Source organism: Pseudomonas putida (assembly GCF_002906855.1).
Taxonomy (GTDB): Bacteria; Pseudomonadota; Gammaproteobacteria; order Pseudomonadales; family Pseudomonadaceae; genus Aquipseudomonas; species Aquipseudomonas putida_N.
This window is the reverse complement of sequence record NZ_MINI01000028.1, coordinates 595,988-611,589: the sequence shown is the minus strand read 5'-3', so window position 1 is coordinate 611,589 and position 15,602 is coordinate 595,988. Positions and strand designations below refer to the sequence as shown.

Sequence of the window (15,602 nt, the reverse complement as noted above, 5' to 3'; positions counted from 1 at the left end):
ACTCGCACTTTCCCTCGCCCTACCGGCTTCATTCTGACTAACGCTTGATGCAGAAGCTTGCCACCATCTGGCGCAATTCAGCCGATTTGCCATCCATCATCTTGCAAACGTCCAGCGTCTGCTGTTGACCCACTTGAACATGCTGATTGAGCGTGGCGATTTCGCCCACTTCGCGACTTATCGACTCGACCACCGCGCGCTGCTGATCCGTGGCGGCAGCAACGGACTGGTTCATTTCATCGATGTCGGCCAAACGCCCTATCACTGCATCAATACCCTCGCAGGCCTGGGCGATGACGTGAACACTGCGCTCGGCGTGCCGATGGCTGGCTACCATCGATGCAATCGAGGCCTGGGCGCCGACCTGCAGCGATTCAATCATCTCATGGATCTCCTGCGCCGACCCCTGGCTGCGATGCGCCAGTTGACGCACCTCGTCCGCCACCACCGCAAAACCTCGGCCAGACTCCCCTGCGCGCGCAGCCTCAATGGCTGCGTTGAGCGCCAGCAAATTGGTCTGTTGGGCGATGCTGTGAATCACTTCGAGGATGCGGCCGATGGCTTCGGTCTGGCCACCCAATTGATCCATGCTCGCGCGGGCCGTTTCAACTTGGGCCGCGAGCGCAGCAAGTGCCTTGGAGCCATCGCTGAGAATACGCTGGCCCTCCTCTGCCTGGCTGCGCGCCGCGGCACTTTGCACCGAGACACTGGCGGCGCTGCCGGCAATTTCCTGGGCGGCGGCACCCAATTGCTCAATGGCAGCGGCAACCGTGTCGCTGCGCTGCACCAGTTCGCTTGACTGGCGCAGGGTAGCCTGGCTGGCCTGGACCACGCTGCGCGCTCCTTCATCGACGCCGACGCTGCCATTGGCGACCAGCCCGATGGTGCGCTGCATGCGCTCGACGAACAGGTTGAAGGCCTGGGCCAACTGGGCCAACTCGTCACGGCCGGCGGCAGGCAGGCGCTGAGTAAGGTCGCCTTCACCGGCGGCAATGTCCTGCATGGCAACGATCATGCGCAACAGCGGCTTTAGCAGTAAACGCAGCAGCACACCGAGGGCAAGCATCACCAGCAGCACAGACACCAGCATGGCGATCAATGCCGAACCGCTGAAGTCGCGCAACTGCTGGTAGGCCAGATTACGATCGACCGAAAGCCCGACATACCAGTCGGCAGCCGGCAGCCCGGGTACCGGAATGAAGGTGTCGATGCGTACCCGGCCATTGACCTCGTGCTCTTGCAGGTCACGACTGACGCTCAGCGGGTGCACCGGGTCCAGTTCGTTGAGACGACGGTTGATCAGCTCGGTCTGTGGATGCACCAGGATCTTGCCCGCACCATTGACCAGATAGGCATAGCCTTTTCCTTGCAGGTCGACGCTGCCAATGATCTGCACCAGGGTATCGATCGGCATTCCCGCCCCCACCGCGCCAAGCAACTCGCCGGCACGCAGCACCGGGGCGGCGGCGGCCATGATCATTTCCTGAGTAGCGGCATTGACATAGGGCTCGGTGAGGACGCTGTCGTTACGCGCCTGCACGCGCTGGTACCAGTCGCGCTGGCGGGCATCATAACCGGCGGGCATCTCCTGCTGCGGGCGAATGCTGAAACTACCGTCGGCGCGCGCCAGGTACACCATGTTGAAGGTGTTCTTCAATACATCCTGGCCGAAGGCCTGGTCGACGGCGGCCTCGCTGGTATCGGCGGCCAATCGTTGTGCCAGGCTTTCCACCAGCAGCACTCGCCCGCCAAGCCAGTTGTGAACGCTGTCGGCAGCCAGGGCGCCAACCTCGCGCAGTTGGCTTTGTAGCTCTCGAGCCAGCAGGCGCTTTTGCCAGAGGTAGTTGTACAGGGTGAACGAGGCGAAGGCGCTGACCACGACCAGGGCAGCGGCCAACAGAATCTTGTGGCTGAATTTCATCATCAAGGCCCTAAAAAAGGGCCGCGCAGTACAAGCTGCGCGGCCAAACACGCACTACGCCATTCGCGGCCCCAGGAGCGCGAGGACGCGAATGCCGCCAGACGCTCAGGCGATCCGCCCTCCCAGGTACAGTTCGCTGACTTGCGGGTCGTGCATCAGCGCCCGAGCATTACCGGTCAACGCCACACTGCCCATCGACAGCACATAGGCGCGGTCGGAGATACGCAGGGCCTCCATCGCGTTCTGCTCCACCATCAGGATGGTCACGCCTTCCTGGTCGCGGACCTGCTGGATGGCTTCGAACACTTCCAGCAGCACTTTGGGCGACAGGCCCGCCGAGGGTTCATCGAGCAGCAGCAGGCTAGGTCTGGGCATCAGCGCCCTGGCCAGGGCGAGGATCTGTCGCTCACCACCGGACATGGACGCCGCCGGTGCGTTGAACTTCTTGGCCAGGATCGGGTAGGCCGAGCACAGTTCATCGATACGTCGCTGGTTGTCCTGCGGGCGCTGGTAATGCCCGCCCACGTGGAGGTTCTCGCGGATGCTCAGGCTGGCGAAGACGTTGTCGGTCTGCGGCACGAAGCCAAGCCGGCAGCGCCGGATCTTCTCGTGCACCGGTACCCGCGACACGTCCTGCCCCTGCAGCAGGACCTGCCCTTTGCGCGGCAGCAGGTAACCGGCGATGGTCTTGAGCAAGGTGCTCTTGCCGCAACCATTGGGGCCCAGCAAGGTAACGATCTCCTTCTGTTCGGCATGCAAGGTCATGCCGCGCAGGATGTCCACCTCGGCGGTGTAGCCGGCGACGACGTCCTTCACTTCAATCATGGCGCGTTCTCCTCGAGGGCTTGCGGGCTGTGACGGCCACCCAGGTAGGCCTGGATCACCCGCGCGTTGGAAGCCAGCTTGTCGGGCCTGCAACTGGCGACGATCTCGCCGCGGTCCAGGACCACGCAGCGGCTGCAGACATCGCGGATGAAGTGCATGTCATGCTCGACGATCACCAGCGTCATGCCCTGGGCATTCAGGCGCTTGAGCGCCTCTACCAAGTCACGACGCAGGTTGGGGTGCACCCCGGCGGTAGGCTCGTCGAGCAATACCAGCTCGGGCTCACCCATCAAGGCGCAGACAATGCCCAGCAGTTTCTTCTGCCCGCCCGACAGCGCCGAAGCCGGCAGGTCGCGCACAGGGCCGAGCAGCAGCTCATCGATCAGCCGCTCGGCCTTGGCCCGCGCCTGTTCTTCAGCCCGGCGCAGCGCCGGGAGGCCGAGCAGCGTGGCGAACACACCGTGCTGGCGAGTGCAGGCGGCCATCGCCACTTCGATGACCGACATCTTGGTGGGCATGGAAGGCAGCTGGAAGGTCCGGGCAATGCCGTGGCGGACGATACGGTGGGCCTGCAACCGCTCGATACGCCGTGCGCCAAGCGCAATCGCGCCGCCATCTACCGCTTCAAAGCCCGTGATGCAGTTGAGCAAGGTGCTTTTCCCGGAGCCGTTGGGTCCAAGCAGGCCCACGATTTCGCCGCGCTGCACGCTGAAGCTCACGTCGCGCAGCACCTGGTTGCCGCCAAAGGCCTTGGCTACCGATTGCACGCTGAGCAGGTATTCACGGGAAGCACTCATGCGATCTTCCTTACTTTTTCAGGGATCAGACCTTCACTGCGCCACATCAGGCAGGCCAGCAGGATCGCGCCGATCAGGCCCAGGCGCAGGGCGCCGGCAAGGTCGGAGTCAAAGCCCAGGTAATCCTTGGCAAACGGCACCAGGCTGTAGGCGGCCTGTACCAGGAACACCCCCAGCAGCACGCCGCGCAGGTTGCCCAGGCCACCGATCATCAACATGGTCCAGAGCAGGAACGTCTCGGAGGCGAGCAGGTAGTCGGGGCCGACATAACTCATGAAGTGGGCGTACAGCGAACCGGCGACGGCGGTTAGCGCAGCGCTGGCCATGATCGCCCGCGACTTCAGTGAGGTCAGGTCATAACCCATGCATGCGGCCAGTTGCGGTTCCTCGCGCATCAGCCGCAGGGCACGCCCGAAGCGGCCATCGGCGAGACGCTGGCAAAGCAGAGTGGCGCTGCCCAATAGCACCAGCATCATCAGCAGAAAACCGACACCGTCGAAAAGCGTAGGGATCGCGCCGATGCCTTGCGCACCACCGGTGAGCCAACCCTCGTTGGTCGCCACCACACGCAGGATTTCGGCAATTGCCAGGGTGGCGATACCCCAGTAGTCCGAAGCCAGCTTGCGCCCCAGGCGGGCCACGCACCCGCCCAAAGCCACGGCCAGAAGCACACCAACGGCCATGCCAAGCCAGGGCGAATAACCCGCCTGCACCGCGATGCCGGTGGCGTAGGCGCCGAGGCCGGCGAAGGCGATGTGGCCGAAATTGAGCAGCCCGCCGTAGCCGGCCTGCAGGTTGAGCCCCAGTGCCATCAGGCCGTAGAGGCTGGCGAAGGTAAGCGCGGAAACAAGGAAATCAAACACGGCGCACCTCCCGGTCGAACAGGCCATAGGGCTTGAACAGCAAGGCCAGTAGCAGGATCAGGAATGCAGCGCCGCTGATGTAGGATACCGGCAGGAAGGCCATTTCCCGCCCCATCAGCCAACCCACGTTGAGGTTGGTGACCAGGGTTTCGGTGAAGGCGATCAACAAGGCGCCGGCGACCGCACCCATGGGGTTGCCAAGGCCACCGAGGATCGCCGCAGCAAACACCGGCAGGAGCAGGTCATGCCCCAGGTTGATGTGGGCACCGGTAGACAATGCCAGCAGGCCGCCGCCCAGACCAGCAATGGCACCACTGGCGAAGGTCACCGTCAGCGTAATCCGGGCAGCGGGCAGGCCGCTGGCGTTGGCCAGTGCCGGGTTACCGGCCAGCGCGCGCATCGCACGCCCCAGGCGGGTATGGAACAGTGCCACGGTAAAAGCTGCCAGCAGTACCAGGGTGGTGGCGAAGAAGTACAGCTGGGTGTGGGTGATGCGCGCATCGCCCAACAGGATCGGCGCCTTCAGCGGTAGCTCGAACATCCGCGGGAAGGTACCCGCGCTGGCCTGGAGCGCGGCGACCAGCAGCATGGCAATGGCCAGCGAGCCAATCATGGCGATGGCCGGGCCGCTCTTGAGCAAACGCTCAAACACCAGGCGCTGCAGCGCCAGGGTCAGGGCACCGACCAGCAGTGCGGCAAACAGCAAGGCCAGCGGCAAGGGCACGCCAGCGGCGTCCAGGCCATAGGCCAGGTACGCTCCCAGCATGGCGTACTGTACGTGGGCGATATTGGGAAACTTGACCAGGCCATACACCAGGCTGAGGCCGAAGGCGATCAGCGCCAGGTCGGTTGCCCGCAGCAAGGTATCAATCAGGAACTGCAACATGGAAAACACTCCGCAAGAGCAGGCACAAGCCCGCCCGGCGCACCGGGCGGGCGTATCGCGTACTTATCGAGGTACGACCTTGCCGCTGTCATACTTGAGCTTGGCGTAGGGCGGGTCGAGCCGCTGGCGGCCGTCGTCGAAGGCGACTGTGCCCGTCACGCCGTCATAGCCCTTGCCCACCTCCTTGAGCGCGGCCTGTACTGCGCTCGGCTCGGTACTGCCGGCCTTTTCGATCGCCTTGGCTGCCATCAGCACGGCGTCGTAGGCATAGCCGGTGTAGGAGGTCTTCATGCCTTCCTTGTATTTGGCGGCAAAGGCATCGGCGTAGGCCTTGCCGGTCGCGCCAACGAACGAGCCAACCTCCATGCCCAGCTGGCCCTGGGCGATGTTGGCCGGCGTGTCCGACAGGCTCATGGACAACAGGATCGCGTACCACGGCTGTTCACGCAGCCCCAGTTCCAGTGCCTCGCGGTTGATCACCGCAGACTCCTGCCCGTAGGCGGTATAGATGTATGCGTCCGGTTTGCTGCGGGCAATCTGTTGCAGCTCACGGCGGTAGGTTGACTGGCCGGCGGTGTAGAGCGTCTCGTTGACGACCTTGCCGCCGAGCTTTTCGAACTCGGCGCGAAAGCCGTGAGCTACGCCCTGGCCGTAGGCATTGTTCGGTGCCAGAACGGCGACGTTACGAAAGCCCAGGTCCCAGGCATCCTGGGAAGAAAACTTGTTGCCCTTGTCTTCCAGGCCAATCAGGTTGAACGAGCTGCTGCCCAGGTCGCGGATCTTCACGCTGGTGCTGGCGATGTTGATATGCACCACACCTTCTTTCACCAGATACTGGCCCATCGGCATGCTGATACCCGACGAGTATTCGCCGATCACCACCGGCACCTTGTCAACGCTGACCAGCTTGCGTGCGGCGTTGATGGCGGTGGTGGGATTGCCGCCGGAATCTTCGACGATGACCTGGAATGGCTTGCCAAGCACACCGCCGTCGGCGTTGACCTTGTCTTCAGCCAGCTTGACGGCGCGGCGTACGTCTTCGCCAACGGTAGCGTTGGCGCCCGTCAGGGAGAGCACGGCGCCCATCTGCACAGCCTCGGCGGCGGAGGTAAACGGCGCCGCCATGGCCAGGGTGAAGAACATCGAAGTCGAGATAAGCATGGAGCGGAACTTGAAAGGCATAACTGTCTCCTTGGAATGATCGTGACGGCGTCGCCGTCGCTCACTGCGTCATGCAGCCCCCTGCGCCAGCGGGGCAAAACAGCTCAAGCACCGATGCTCCCTGAGTCGCTCGTGGCAAATCACGGACGCACCGCTCCGGTCCTCCCGAGGGTTGCGGGAGGAGGAAAATTCATGGCATCGCTTCGAAGCCTTACCAGATCGGCAAGGTGTAGCTGACGGTCAGGCGGTTGTGGTCGATATCGCCCAGCACGTCGCTGCGCAGAACACCGTTGCGCCAGGCAACGCCCACGCCTTTCAATGGTCCGCCCTGCACCACGTAGCTCAGCACAATGTCGCGCTCCCACTCTTCACGGTCGGAGCCGACGGCAGTCTTGATCTGGTCGCCCTTGAGCCAGGTGACGCTGGCGTTCAGGCCAGGGACGCCGAGCGCGGCGAAGTCGTAGGCGTAGCCGCCAAGGAGGGTGCGCTCACCGGCATAGGTGAAGTTCTGCACCAGGCTGTCGGTGATCACATAAGTGCTGGTACCGCCTGCGCCCTCGTTGGCCAGGCCGCCCTGGTTCAATTGGGTGAAGATGCTGTCGTCCGACACCTGCTGATAACCCAGGGTCAGGGCATGGCCGCTCAAGGCGTAGGTGAATTTGGCGCTCCAGGTCGAGTTGTCCAGCTCGCCATCATTGCCACTGCCGTTGGTCGATGCCAGGTAGCCTGCGGTCAGGTCGGCATTCTTGCCATCAGAGGTGGTGCGGAAGTAGCGCAGGTCGGTCTTCAGCACGCCGGGGCCCAGTGGCAGGCTGTGCAGCGCACCGAGGAAGTGCTGGTCGTAATAGTCTTCGAGGTTGGCGAAGTAATACTGCAGGGTCAGGTCCTTGATGCCCTTGTAGTCGCCCCCGACAAAGCGCAGATGGTTGCTTTGCTGGCTGGCACCGGCGATAGCCATGCCGGTGAAGTTGCTCGACATACGCCCCACCACATGTTCGATCTGCCCGCCGGTGAGGGTCAGGTTGTCGATCTCGCTGCTGGTGATCTGTCCCCCTTCGAACAGCTGTGGCAGCAAGCGGCCGTCGTTCGACCACAGGATGGGCAGCTTCGGCGTGAGGATGCCATAGCGGGCCTCGGTCTTGGACACGCGTACCTTGCCGGTCAGGCCACCGCGGCTGAAGTTGTCCACGGCCTCACCGTCGCTGTCGGCCGGGAAAATGGACCGCGCGCCTGGCGCATCGAGTTTGACGCCCAGGGTGTAGGTGGCATCGGCACCGAAGCCGACCACCCCAGGGGTGAAACCGGACTGCACGTTGAGCAGGAAGGCCTGGCCCCACTCGTCCTGGGTTTGGGTATCGGTATCACGGAAATCGTGGTTGAAATAGAAATTGCGTAGCTCAAGCTTCGCCGTGCTGTCTTCGACGAACCCTGCGGCCAGCGCGTGCCCGCCGCCCCCCCCCGTGGCCGCAAGAATGGCCAGATTCAATAGTTTTCTCTTCATGTGAAGCGACTCTCCCTTGTATTGCTTTTTTTTTAGGACGCAGGTCCCCGCAGTGCTGCCATGGCAAGGCAAGCCCCGGGAACGGATACGGAGTGGCGACAGGTAGAACCCGGAGCGCGCAGGCTCCGGTTATTGCATTCAGGCAGTGCGAGCGCCGCCTTGAATTTCGTCGTCTTTGCGACGTTTACCAACGGACAGAATGGCAACCAGCGAGATGGCTACGGTTGCCAGCATGTACAGGGCCACCGGCTGCCAGTTGCCCTTGTACTCGGACAGCAGCCAGGTTGCGATCAGCGGTGCCGTGCCGCCTGCCAGGGCAGCACCCAGCTGATAGCCCAGGGTGATGCCGGTGTAGCGCACACGGGTGGAGAATATTTCCGAAGACAAGGTGCCGAGCACGGCGGTGACCGGCGCCCAGAGCACGCCAAAGCCGATCACGGTGGCGACAGTGATGCCCCATTGGCTGCGGGTATCGAGCAGCATGAAATACGGCGCGATGTACAGCGCGATGGCCAGGATGCCGCCGATGTACACGCGCTTGCGGCCGATGCGGTCAGACAGCCAGCCCATGAACGGGATCAGCAACGAGGCCACCAGGGCACCCGCCATCACAGCATTCAACGCTGAGACTTTCGGGTAGCCGAGGTTGTTTACCGCATAGCTGACGACGAAGGTCGAGAAAATGTAGAACGGCGCCGTCTCGACCACTTTCAGGCCAGCGGCGATCAGCACTTCACGCCAGTGATTGCGCAGCGTCTCAACGACCGGCATTTTCGAGACATTACCGCTGGCCTTGGCTTTCTTGAAGTCCGGGGTTTCGTCCAGGCCGTGGCGGATCCACAGGCCGAGGAACACCAGGCCGGCGCTCAGCACGAAGGGCACACGCCAGCCCCAGGAGAGGAAGTCTGCCTCGGGCAGCATCGCCATCAGGCTCACTGCCAGGGTGGCGAGCAGCATGCCAAGGGTCACGCCCACTTGCGGCACGCTGCCGAACAGGCCCTTGCGGTTGGCCGGTGCGTATTCATAGGCCAGCAACAACGCCCCACCCCACTCGCCACCAATACCAAGGCCTTGAATCACCCGCAGCAGGATCAACAGGATCGGTGCCCAGACGCCGATATGTTCATAAGTAGGCAGGCAGCCGATCAACACGGTGGCGCCCCCCATCAGCGACAAGGTGATGACCAGGGTCTTCTTGCGCCCGATGCGGTCGCCGATATGCGCAAACAGCACGCCGCCAATAGGACGAATAAAGAACGTCAGGGAAAACGACAAGTAAGCCAGCAACAGCCCAACGACGGGATCAAAGTTTGGAAAGAACAGTTTATTGAAAACCAGTGCGGCGGCTGTTCCGTATAGGAAGTAGTCGAACCATTCAATCGAACTGCCCGTGAGACTGGCGACCAATGCACGACGCCGGGTCTTGGCCGATTGTGCCTCGGCGAGGGAATTACTCATGTTGTATGCCTTATTTTTTTGCTTGGGCCACGATAGCCCAAGTGTCACTGGGTAGCACCGATCCTAGATTTCATGAGGCACAGGGTGCAACCGCACACTTTTCTATGGGTATAACAAAAGGGGTGGATGACGCCTGAATGCACCATTGCAGTGCAGGCCAAGCCCGTGCCAAACGTTTGCTGCGTTAGATTGGCACACAATTGTTTTTATTGAACAAAGATCCAATAACGTTCATTGCGAACATTGGGTTGCACTTGGTTGCACCTTTATTGATTCCGGGTTTAATCTGTGCACCATTCCGTTTAGCCAACTCCCTACCCGGTGATAACAACATGGCAACCACCACACTTGGCGTGAAGCTTGACGACGCCATCCGCGAGCGACTTAAACAGGCTGCACAACACATCGCCCAAACCCCGCACTGGATGATTAAACAGGCTATTTTCAATTACCTGGAGCAGATTGAAAGCGGTGTGACCCCTGCCCAGCAGTCTGGCCTGGCTGCTGTTGCAGGCGATGAGCAGCCAGAACATCTGGATGAGCGTGCCTTGCAGGTATTTCTCGACTTCGCCGAGAGCATCCTTCCCCAATCGGTGCTGCGCGCGGCCATCACTGCGGCCTACCGCCGCCCCGAAGCGGACGCCATACCGATGCTGCTGGAGCAGGCGCGCCAGCCGGCAGAGATGGCGAAAGCGTCTCACCAGTTGGCTTACAGCATCGCCCAGAAGCTGCGTAACCAGAAAAGCGCCGGCGGCCGTCAGGGGCTGGTACAAGGCCTGCTGCAGGAGTTCTCGCTGTCGTCGCAGGAAGGTGTGGCGTTGATGTGCCTGGCCGAGGCCCTGCTGCGCATCCCTGACAAGGGCACCCGTGACGCCTTGATCCGCGACAAGATCGCCAATGGCAATTGGAGCCAGCACCTGGGGCGGAGCCCGTCGACGTTCGTCAACGCCGCCTCATGGGGCCTGCTGATCACCGGCAAACTGGTGTCGACCCACAATGAGACGGGCCTGTCGTCCTCACTCAACCGCATCATCAGCAAGCGTGGCGAACCGCTGATTCGCAAGGGTGTGGACATGGCCATGCGCCTGATGGGCGAGCAGTTCGTCACCGGTGAAACCATCGGCGAGGCCTTGGCCAACGCGGCACGTCGTGAAGCAAAAGGCTTCCGCTACTCCTACGACATGCTGGGTGAAGCCGCACTGACCGAGCACGATGCGCAGAACTACCTTGCCGCCTACGAACAGGCGATCCATGCCATTGGCAAGGCCTCGCACGGCCGCGGCATCTATGAAGGCCCGGGCATCTCGATCAAGCTGTCGGCGCTGCACCCACGCTACAGCCGCGCCCAGTATGAACGCGTAATGGAAGAGCTGTACCCGCGCCTGCTGTCGCTGACCCTGCTAGCCAAGCAATATGACATCGGGCTGAACATCGACGCCGAAGAGGCCGACCGCCTTGAGCTGTCGCTCGACCTGCTCGAGCGCCTGTGCTTCGAGCCGTCATTGGCCGGCTGGAACGGTATCGGCTTCGTCATCCAGGCCTACCAGAAGCGCTGCCCGTACGTGATCGACTACGTCATCGACCTGGCCAAGCGCAGCCGCCACCGCCTGATGATACGCCTGGTGAAAGGCGCCTACTGGGACAGCGAGATCAAGCGCGCCCAGATCGACGGCCTGGAAGGCTACCCGGTCTACACCCGCAAGGTGTACACCGACCTGTCCTACATCGCCTGCGCCCGCAAGCTGCTGTCGGTACCGGAGGCCATCTACCCGCAGTTCGCCACCCATAACGCTCACTCACTGGCGGCCATCTACCATATTGCCGGGCAAAACTACTACCCGGGGCAATACGAATTCCAGTGCCTGCATGGCATGGGCGAGCCGCTGTACGAGCAAGTGGTGGACAACGTGGCCGACGGCAAACTGAACCGCCCTTGCCGTATCTATGCACCGGTCGGCAGCCACGAGACCCTGCTGGCCTACCTGGTGCGCCGCCTGCTGGAAAACGGCGCCAACACCTCGTTCGTCAACCGTATCGCCGATCGCTCCATCAGCCTTGATGAGCTGGTCGAAGACCCCGTGCTGCAGGTGGAGAAGATGGCCGCTCAGGAAGGCGCACTGGGCCTGCCGCACCCGCGCATCGCGCTTGCGCGCAACCTGTATGGCGGCACGCGCCTCAACTCCAGCGGCCTTGACTTGTCCAATGAGCACCGGCTCGGTTCACTGGCCTCGGCGCTGCTCGCCAGCGCCAACCAGCCCTACACTGCCGGCCCAACCGCAAGCAACGATTCCAGCCACCCGCGCACCGTCAGCGCCGTGCGCAACCCGGCGGATCATCGCGACCTAATCGGTCAGGTGTACGAAGCCAACGAAAGCGATGTGCGAAACGCCATCCTGTGCGCCCAGGCCAGCGGGCCGATCTGGCAGTCGACCCTGCCCGCCGAGCGCGCGGCCATTCTGGAGCGCGCCGCCGACCTGATGGAAAGCGAGATGCAGCAACTGATGGGCCTGTTGGTACGCGAGTCTGGCAAGACCTTCAGCAACGCGATCGCCGAAGTTCGTGAAGCGGTCGACTTCCTGCGCTACTACGGCGCCCAGGCTGCCAGCTTCAGCAACGACAGCCATCGCCCACTGGGCCCTGTGGTGTGCATCAGCCCCTGGAACTTCCCGCTGGCGATCTTCAGTGGCCAAGTCGCCGCTGCCCTGGCCGCTGGCAACACCGTGCTGGCCAAGCCTGCCGAGCAGACGCCGCTGATCGCCGCCCAGGCCGTGCGTATCCTCCATCAAGCCGGGGTGCCGACCAGTGTCGTGCAACTGCTGCCAGGCCGCGGCGAGACCGTTGGCGCGAGCCTGGTCGGCGACAGCAGAATCAGGGGGGTCATGTTCACTGGCTCCACCGAGGTTGCCGGTATCCTCAGCCGTAACCTTGCCGGGCGCCTGGATGGCCAGGGCCAGACGCTGCCGCTGATTGCCGAAACTGGCGGCATGAACGCCATGATTGTCGACTCCTCGGCACTGGCCGAACAGGTGGTCGTGGATGTCATCAGCTCTGCGTTCGATAGCGCCGGCCAGCGCTGTTCAGCGCTGCGGGTACTGTGCGTGCAGGCAGACGTGGCCGACCACGTCTGCCAGATGTTGCGTGGCGCAATGGCCGAATACCGCGTTGGCTCGCCGGAGCGGCTGGATACCGATATTGGCCCGGTGATCGACCGCGAAGCGCGCGACAACATCGTCAACCACATCGAGCACATGCGCCGTAAAGGCCGTAGCGTCTTCCAGGCTGCACGGGCCGATGGCCAGCTGCTGCAACGGGGCACGTTCGTGCTGCCCACCCTGATTGAACTGGACAGTCTTGACGAACTGGAACGAGAGATCTTCGGCCCCGTGCTGCATGTGGTGCGCTACCAGCGTAGCCAGCTCAACGAACTCCTGGAGCAGATCAACGCCAGCGGTTACGGGCTGACCCTTGGCGTGCATACCCGCATCGACGAGACCATCGCCCAGGTGGTCGAGACCGCCCGCGTCGGCAACCTCTACGTCAACCGCAACATCGTTGGGGCCGTGGTCGGGGTACAGCCGTTCGGCGGTGAAGGGCTGTCCGGCACCGGCCCGAAGGCGGGTGGCCCGCTGTACCTGTATCGCCTGCTAGCCACCCGCCCACACGATGCCGTGGCGCAGGCCCTGGCTGACGGCGATGGGCATGCCGTTGCAGCGCCCACAGACCTGCAAAATGCGCGCAAGGCATTTGCCGCCTGGGCCGAGCAGACCGAACCGGGCATCGCCAACCTGTTTGCCCGGTACCTGCAGCAGTCGCAAAGCTACACCACTCACCTGCTCGCCGGCCCCACCGGTGAGCGCAACAGCTACACCCTGCTGCCGCGGGAGGTGGTGCTGAACCTGGCCGAAAACCGCCTGGACCTGCTCGCCCAACTCGCCGCCTGCCTGGCGGTCGGCAGCCGCGTGCTCTGGCTGGATAGCCACAACACCCTGCGCGCGCAATTGCCAGCAGCGGTGCAAGCACGCATCGACAGCATCAGCGACTGGACCGACCCGCAAGCCCGTTTCGACGCGATCCTGCACCACGGCGATAGCGATCAGTTGCGCTATGTCAGCCAGCTGTCTGCACGGCGCCGCGGCGCCATCGTCGGCGTCCATGGCCTGGGCCGAGCAGACACTGACATTCCGCTGGAGCGCCTGTTGATCGAGCATGCCCTTAGCGTTAACACCGCAGCGGCCGGGGGTAACGCCAATCTCATGACCATCTGCTAGGCGCCACGATCGGAACCCGCGCAGCGCACCCTTGCGCTGCGCACCTTCGCACCACCACGAGGAACCACCATGAACGCACTTTTCCTGGGCTACGGCCGCATGGGCAGCGCCATTGGCCAAGCCTGGCTCAAGGCCGGCCTGGTCAGCCAGGTCAGCGCCGTTGACCCCTATCTGCAAACAGCCAGCCAAATCACCCTCTACAGCAGTGTCGAAGCCCTGCCTACGCAGCCCTTTGACATCATTGTGGTGGCGGTCAAGCCGAACTACGCCTGCGAAGTGCTGGCCGCGCTACCCCGCGCGGTGCGCGAGCACGCCGTGGTGATTTCGGTCGCCGCCGGTGTGCCGCATGACAAGCTCAGCCTGGCGCTCGGGCACAGCTGCCCGGTGGTCCGCGCAATGCCCAACACGCCAGTACTGGTCAACGCGGGCTGCACCGGCCTGTTCGCCGGCCCTGACCTGAAGGCAACCCTGCGCGAGCGGGTGACTCGGCTGTTCGAAGCCGTCGGCAGCGCCAGTTGGGTGGAGCACGAAGGCCTGCTGGATGCCGTGACGGCGCTGTCCGGCAGCGGCCCTGCCTACTACCACCTGTTCAGCGAAGCCCTCGCCGCCGCAGGTGTAGCGCTGGGCCTGAGCCCGGAACTGGCAAAAGCCCTGGCAGCGCAGACAGCGCTGGGGGCCGCGACGCTGCAAACCCAGCCAGACGCCGACTTTGCAGCGCTACGCACCGCGGTCACCTCGCCCAATGGCACCACAGCGGCGGCGATCGCCGCGTTCGAACACAATGACGGCTTGCGCCAGCTGGTCGACGCCGCCGTGCAAGCTGCCCATTCTCGTTCACAAGCGCTCTCGCGCGAATCCTGAAAGCCCCCGGGGCAGCGGGCGACCAACAGGGCGCCCACGCTGCACCACGTAGCCGATGTACAACGCCCATGAAGCTCCATCAACTGAAAGTGTTGGTCACCATCTGTGAGAGCGGCAGCTTTCAGGAAACTGCACGTTTGCTGCACCTTTCCCAGCCTGCGCTCTCCAGAACCATCAAGGAACTTGAGACAACGCTGGGGGTGCCCCTGCTGGTCCGTTCCAACCGCGGCATCACCACCACCGAATACGGCGAACGCCTGATACGCAGGGCTCGCCTGATGCTGGAAGAGGCCAATCGTGCCCGGGAAGAAATCGCAGCACTGAAGGGGGAAACCAACGGCCGGGTATCACTCGGCTTATCACCGGCAACACCCCGTGCACAGGTGATCGCGGCGATCAATCAATACAGCGAACGCTACCCAAAGGTGCGGCTGCGCATTCATGAGATGCGTCCTTCAAAGCTGATGGAGGGCCTGCGTGAAGGGCAATTGGACCTGGCATTGTCGTGCCAACCGGCCAGTCGCTATGGTGACGGGTTCCAATGGACCGAGCTTTACCATCAGCCGACCGCATTGGTGGTACGCAGAGGCCACCCACTGCGCCACACGCGCTCCCTTGAACAACTACGCGAGCAGCGCTGGCTGCTGCAGGAGCCATTGGAAAGCTCACAAATCGGCTTGATGTTCGAGCAGTACCAGCTGCCGCCCCCGGAGAACATTCTTGAATGCTCGGCTGGAATCATATTTTGCGAACTGGCCCGCAGCACGGACGTGATCAGTTTTTGGCCGCTTCGCATGCTCGACTACGTCAACCGAGATGGCCAGGCGATGGAAATACTGAACATCGAGGAACAGCCGCCAGCGCTCAACATCTCCCTGGTTTATCGAAACCAGGAGCTGCTCACACGAGAAGCCCGGCTGCTCGCCGACGAGCTGGTGTATGTGTTTACCAACCCACGGGCGCCGCTGCAATGAGCGGGCAGCACTGACCGCCGATTGGCCAAGGCTATGGCCGACCGCAAGCCATGGGTCGGTCAGCGCCCGCAAAGGCTCACCATCCTT

10 protein-coding genes and 2 pseudogenes are annotated in these 15,602 nt (G+C 63.0%); 3 read left to right on the top strand and 9 right to left on the bottom strand.

Annotation, left to right across the window (positions count from 1 at the left end; genetic code table 11):
* Positions 1 to 37: 37 nt before the first annotated feature.
* From BGP85_RS29780 to BGP85_RS03120, 9 genes and pseudogenes are all read right to left on the bottom strand, one after another.
* Positions 38 to 559, bottom strand: a pseudogene (locus BGP85_RS29780) (methyl-accepting chemotaxis protein); the annotation flags it as partial.
* A 342-nt stretch (positions 560 to 901) separates the two neighbouring features.
* Positions 902 to 1,921, bottom strand: a pseudogene (locus tag BGP85_RS29500) (HAMP domain-containing protein); the annotation flags it as partial.
* Positions 1,922 to 2,026: 105 nt separating this feature from the next.
* Complete coding sequence (locus BGP85_RS03150; protein WP_103447722.1) at positions 2,027 to 2,746, bottom strand: ABC transporter ATP-binding protein; 720 nt, start codon at positions 2,744 to 2,746, stop codon at positions 2,027 to 2,029.
* A complete protein-coding gene (locus BGP85_RS03145) occupies positions 2,743 to 3,543 on the bottom strand; it encodes an ABC transporter ATP-binding protein (RefSeq protein ID WP_103447723.1) in 801 nt (266 codons plus the stop codon). Before BGP85_RS03145 ends, BGP85_RS03150 begins: the two co-directional genes overlap by 4 nt.
* Positions 3,540 to 4,406 (bottom strand): branched-chain amino acid ABC transporter permease, encoded by an 867-nt coding sequence (locus BGP85_RS03140; RefSeq protein WP_103447724.1) that lies wholly within the window; start codon positions 4,404 to 4,406, stop codon positions 3,540 to 3,542. Before BGP85_RS03140 ends, BGP85_RS03145 begins: the two co-directional genes overlap by 4 nt.
* A complete protein-coding gene (locus BGP85_RS03135; RefSeq protein ID WP_103447725.1) occupies positions 4,399 to 5,292 on the bottom strand; it encodes a branched-chain amino acid ABC transporter permease in 894 nt (297 codons plus the stop codon). Before BGP85_RS03135 ends, BGP85_RS03140 begins: the two co-directional genes overlap by 8 nt.
* 63 nt (positions 5,293 to 5,355) lie before the next feature.
* The gene (locus BGP85_RS03130; RefSeq protein WP_103447726.1) at positions 5,356 to 6,474 is read right to left on the bottom strand and encodes an ABC transporter substrate-binding protein; all 1,119 of its coding nucleotides are present in this window, start codon (positions 6,472 to 6,474) and stop codon (positions 5,356 to 5,358) included.
* A gap of 190 nt (positions 6,475 to 6,664) precedes the next feature.
* A complete protein-coding gene (locus BGP85_RS03125) occupies positions 6,665 to 7,954 on the bottom strand; it encodes an OprD family porin (protein WP_103447727.1) in 1,290 nt (429 codons plus the stop codon).
* 138 nt (positions 7,955 to 8,092) lie between these two features.
* On the bottom strand, positions 8,093 to 9,412 hold the full coding sequence (locus BGP85_RS03120; protein WP_103447728.1) for an MFS transporter: 1,320 nt from the start codon (positions 9,410 to 9,412) through the stop codon (positions 8,093 to 8,095).
* A gap of 332 nt (positions 9,413 to 9,744) precedes the next feature.
* Here BGP85_RS03120 and putA point away from each other — a divergent pair, with 332 nt between their 5' ends.
* The 3 genes from putA (at position 9,745) to BGP85_RS03105 (ending at position 15,515) form a co-directional block, all read left to right on the top strand.
* Positions 9,745 to 13,680, top strand: coding sequence for a trifunctional transcriptional regulator/proline dehydrogenase/L-glutamate gamma-semialdehyde dehydrogenase (gene putA / locus BGP85_RS03115; RefSeq protein WP_103447729.1), 3,936 nt, complete (start codon positions 9,745 to 9,747; stop codon positions 13,678 to 13,680).
* A 69-nt stretch (positions 13,681 to 13,749) separates the two neighbouring features.
* Positions 13,750 to 14,541, top strand: a complete 792-nt coding sequence (proC, locus tag BGP85_RS03110) for a pyrroline-5-carboxylate reductase (RefSeq protein WP_103447730.1) — start codon at positions 13,750 to 13,752, stop codon at positions 14,539 to 14,541.
* A 68-nt stretch (positions 14,542 to 14,609) separates the two neighbouring features.
* Positions 14,610 to 15,515 (top strand): LysR family transcriptional regulator, encoded by a 906-nt coding sequence (locus BGP85_RS03105; RefSeq protein ID WP_103447731.1) that lies wholly within the window; start codon positions 14,610 to 14,612, stop codon positions 15,513 to 15,515.
* Positions 15,516 to 15,602: the final 87 nt, after the last annotated feature.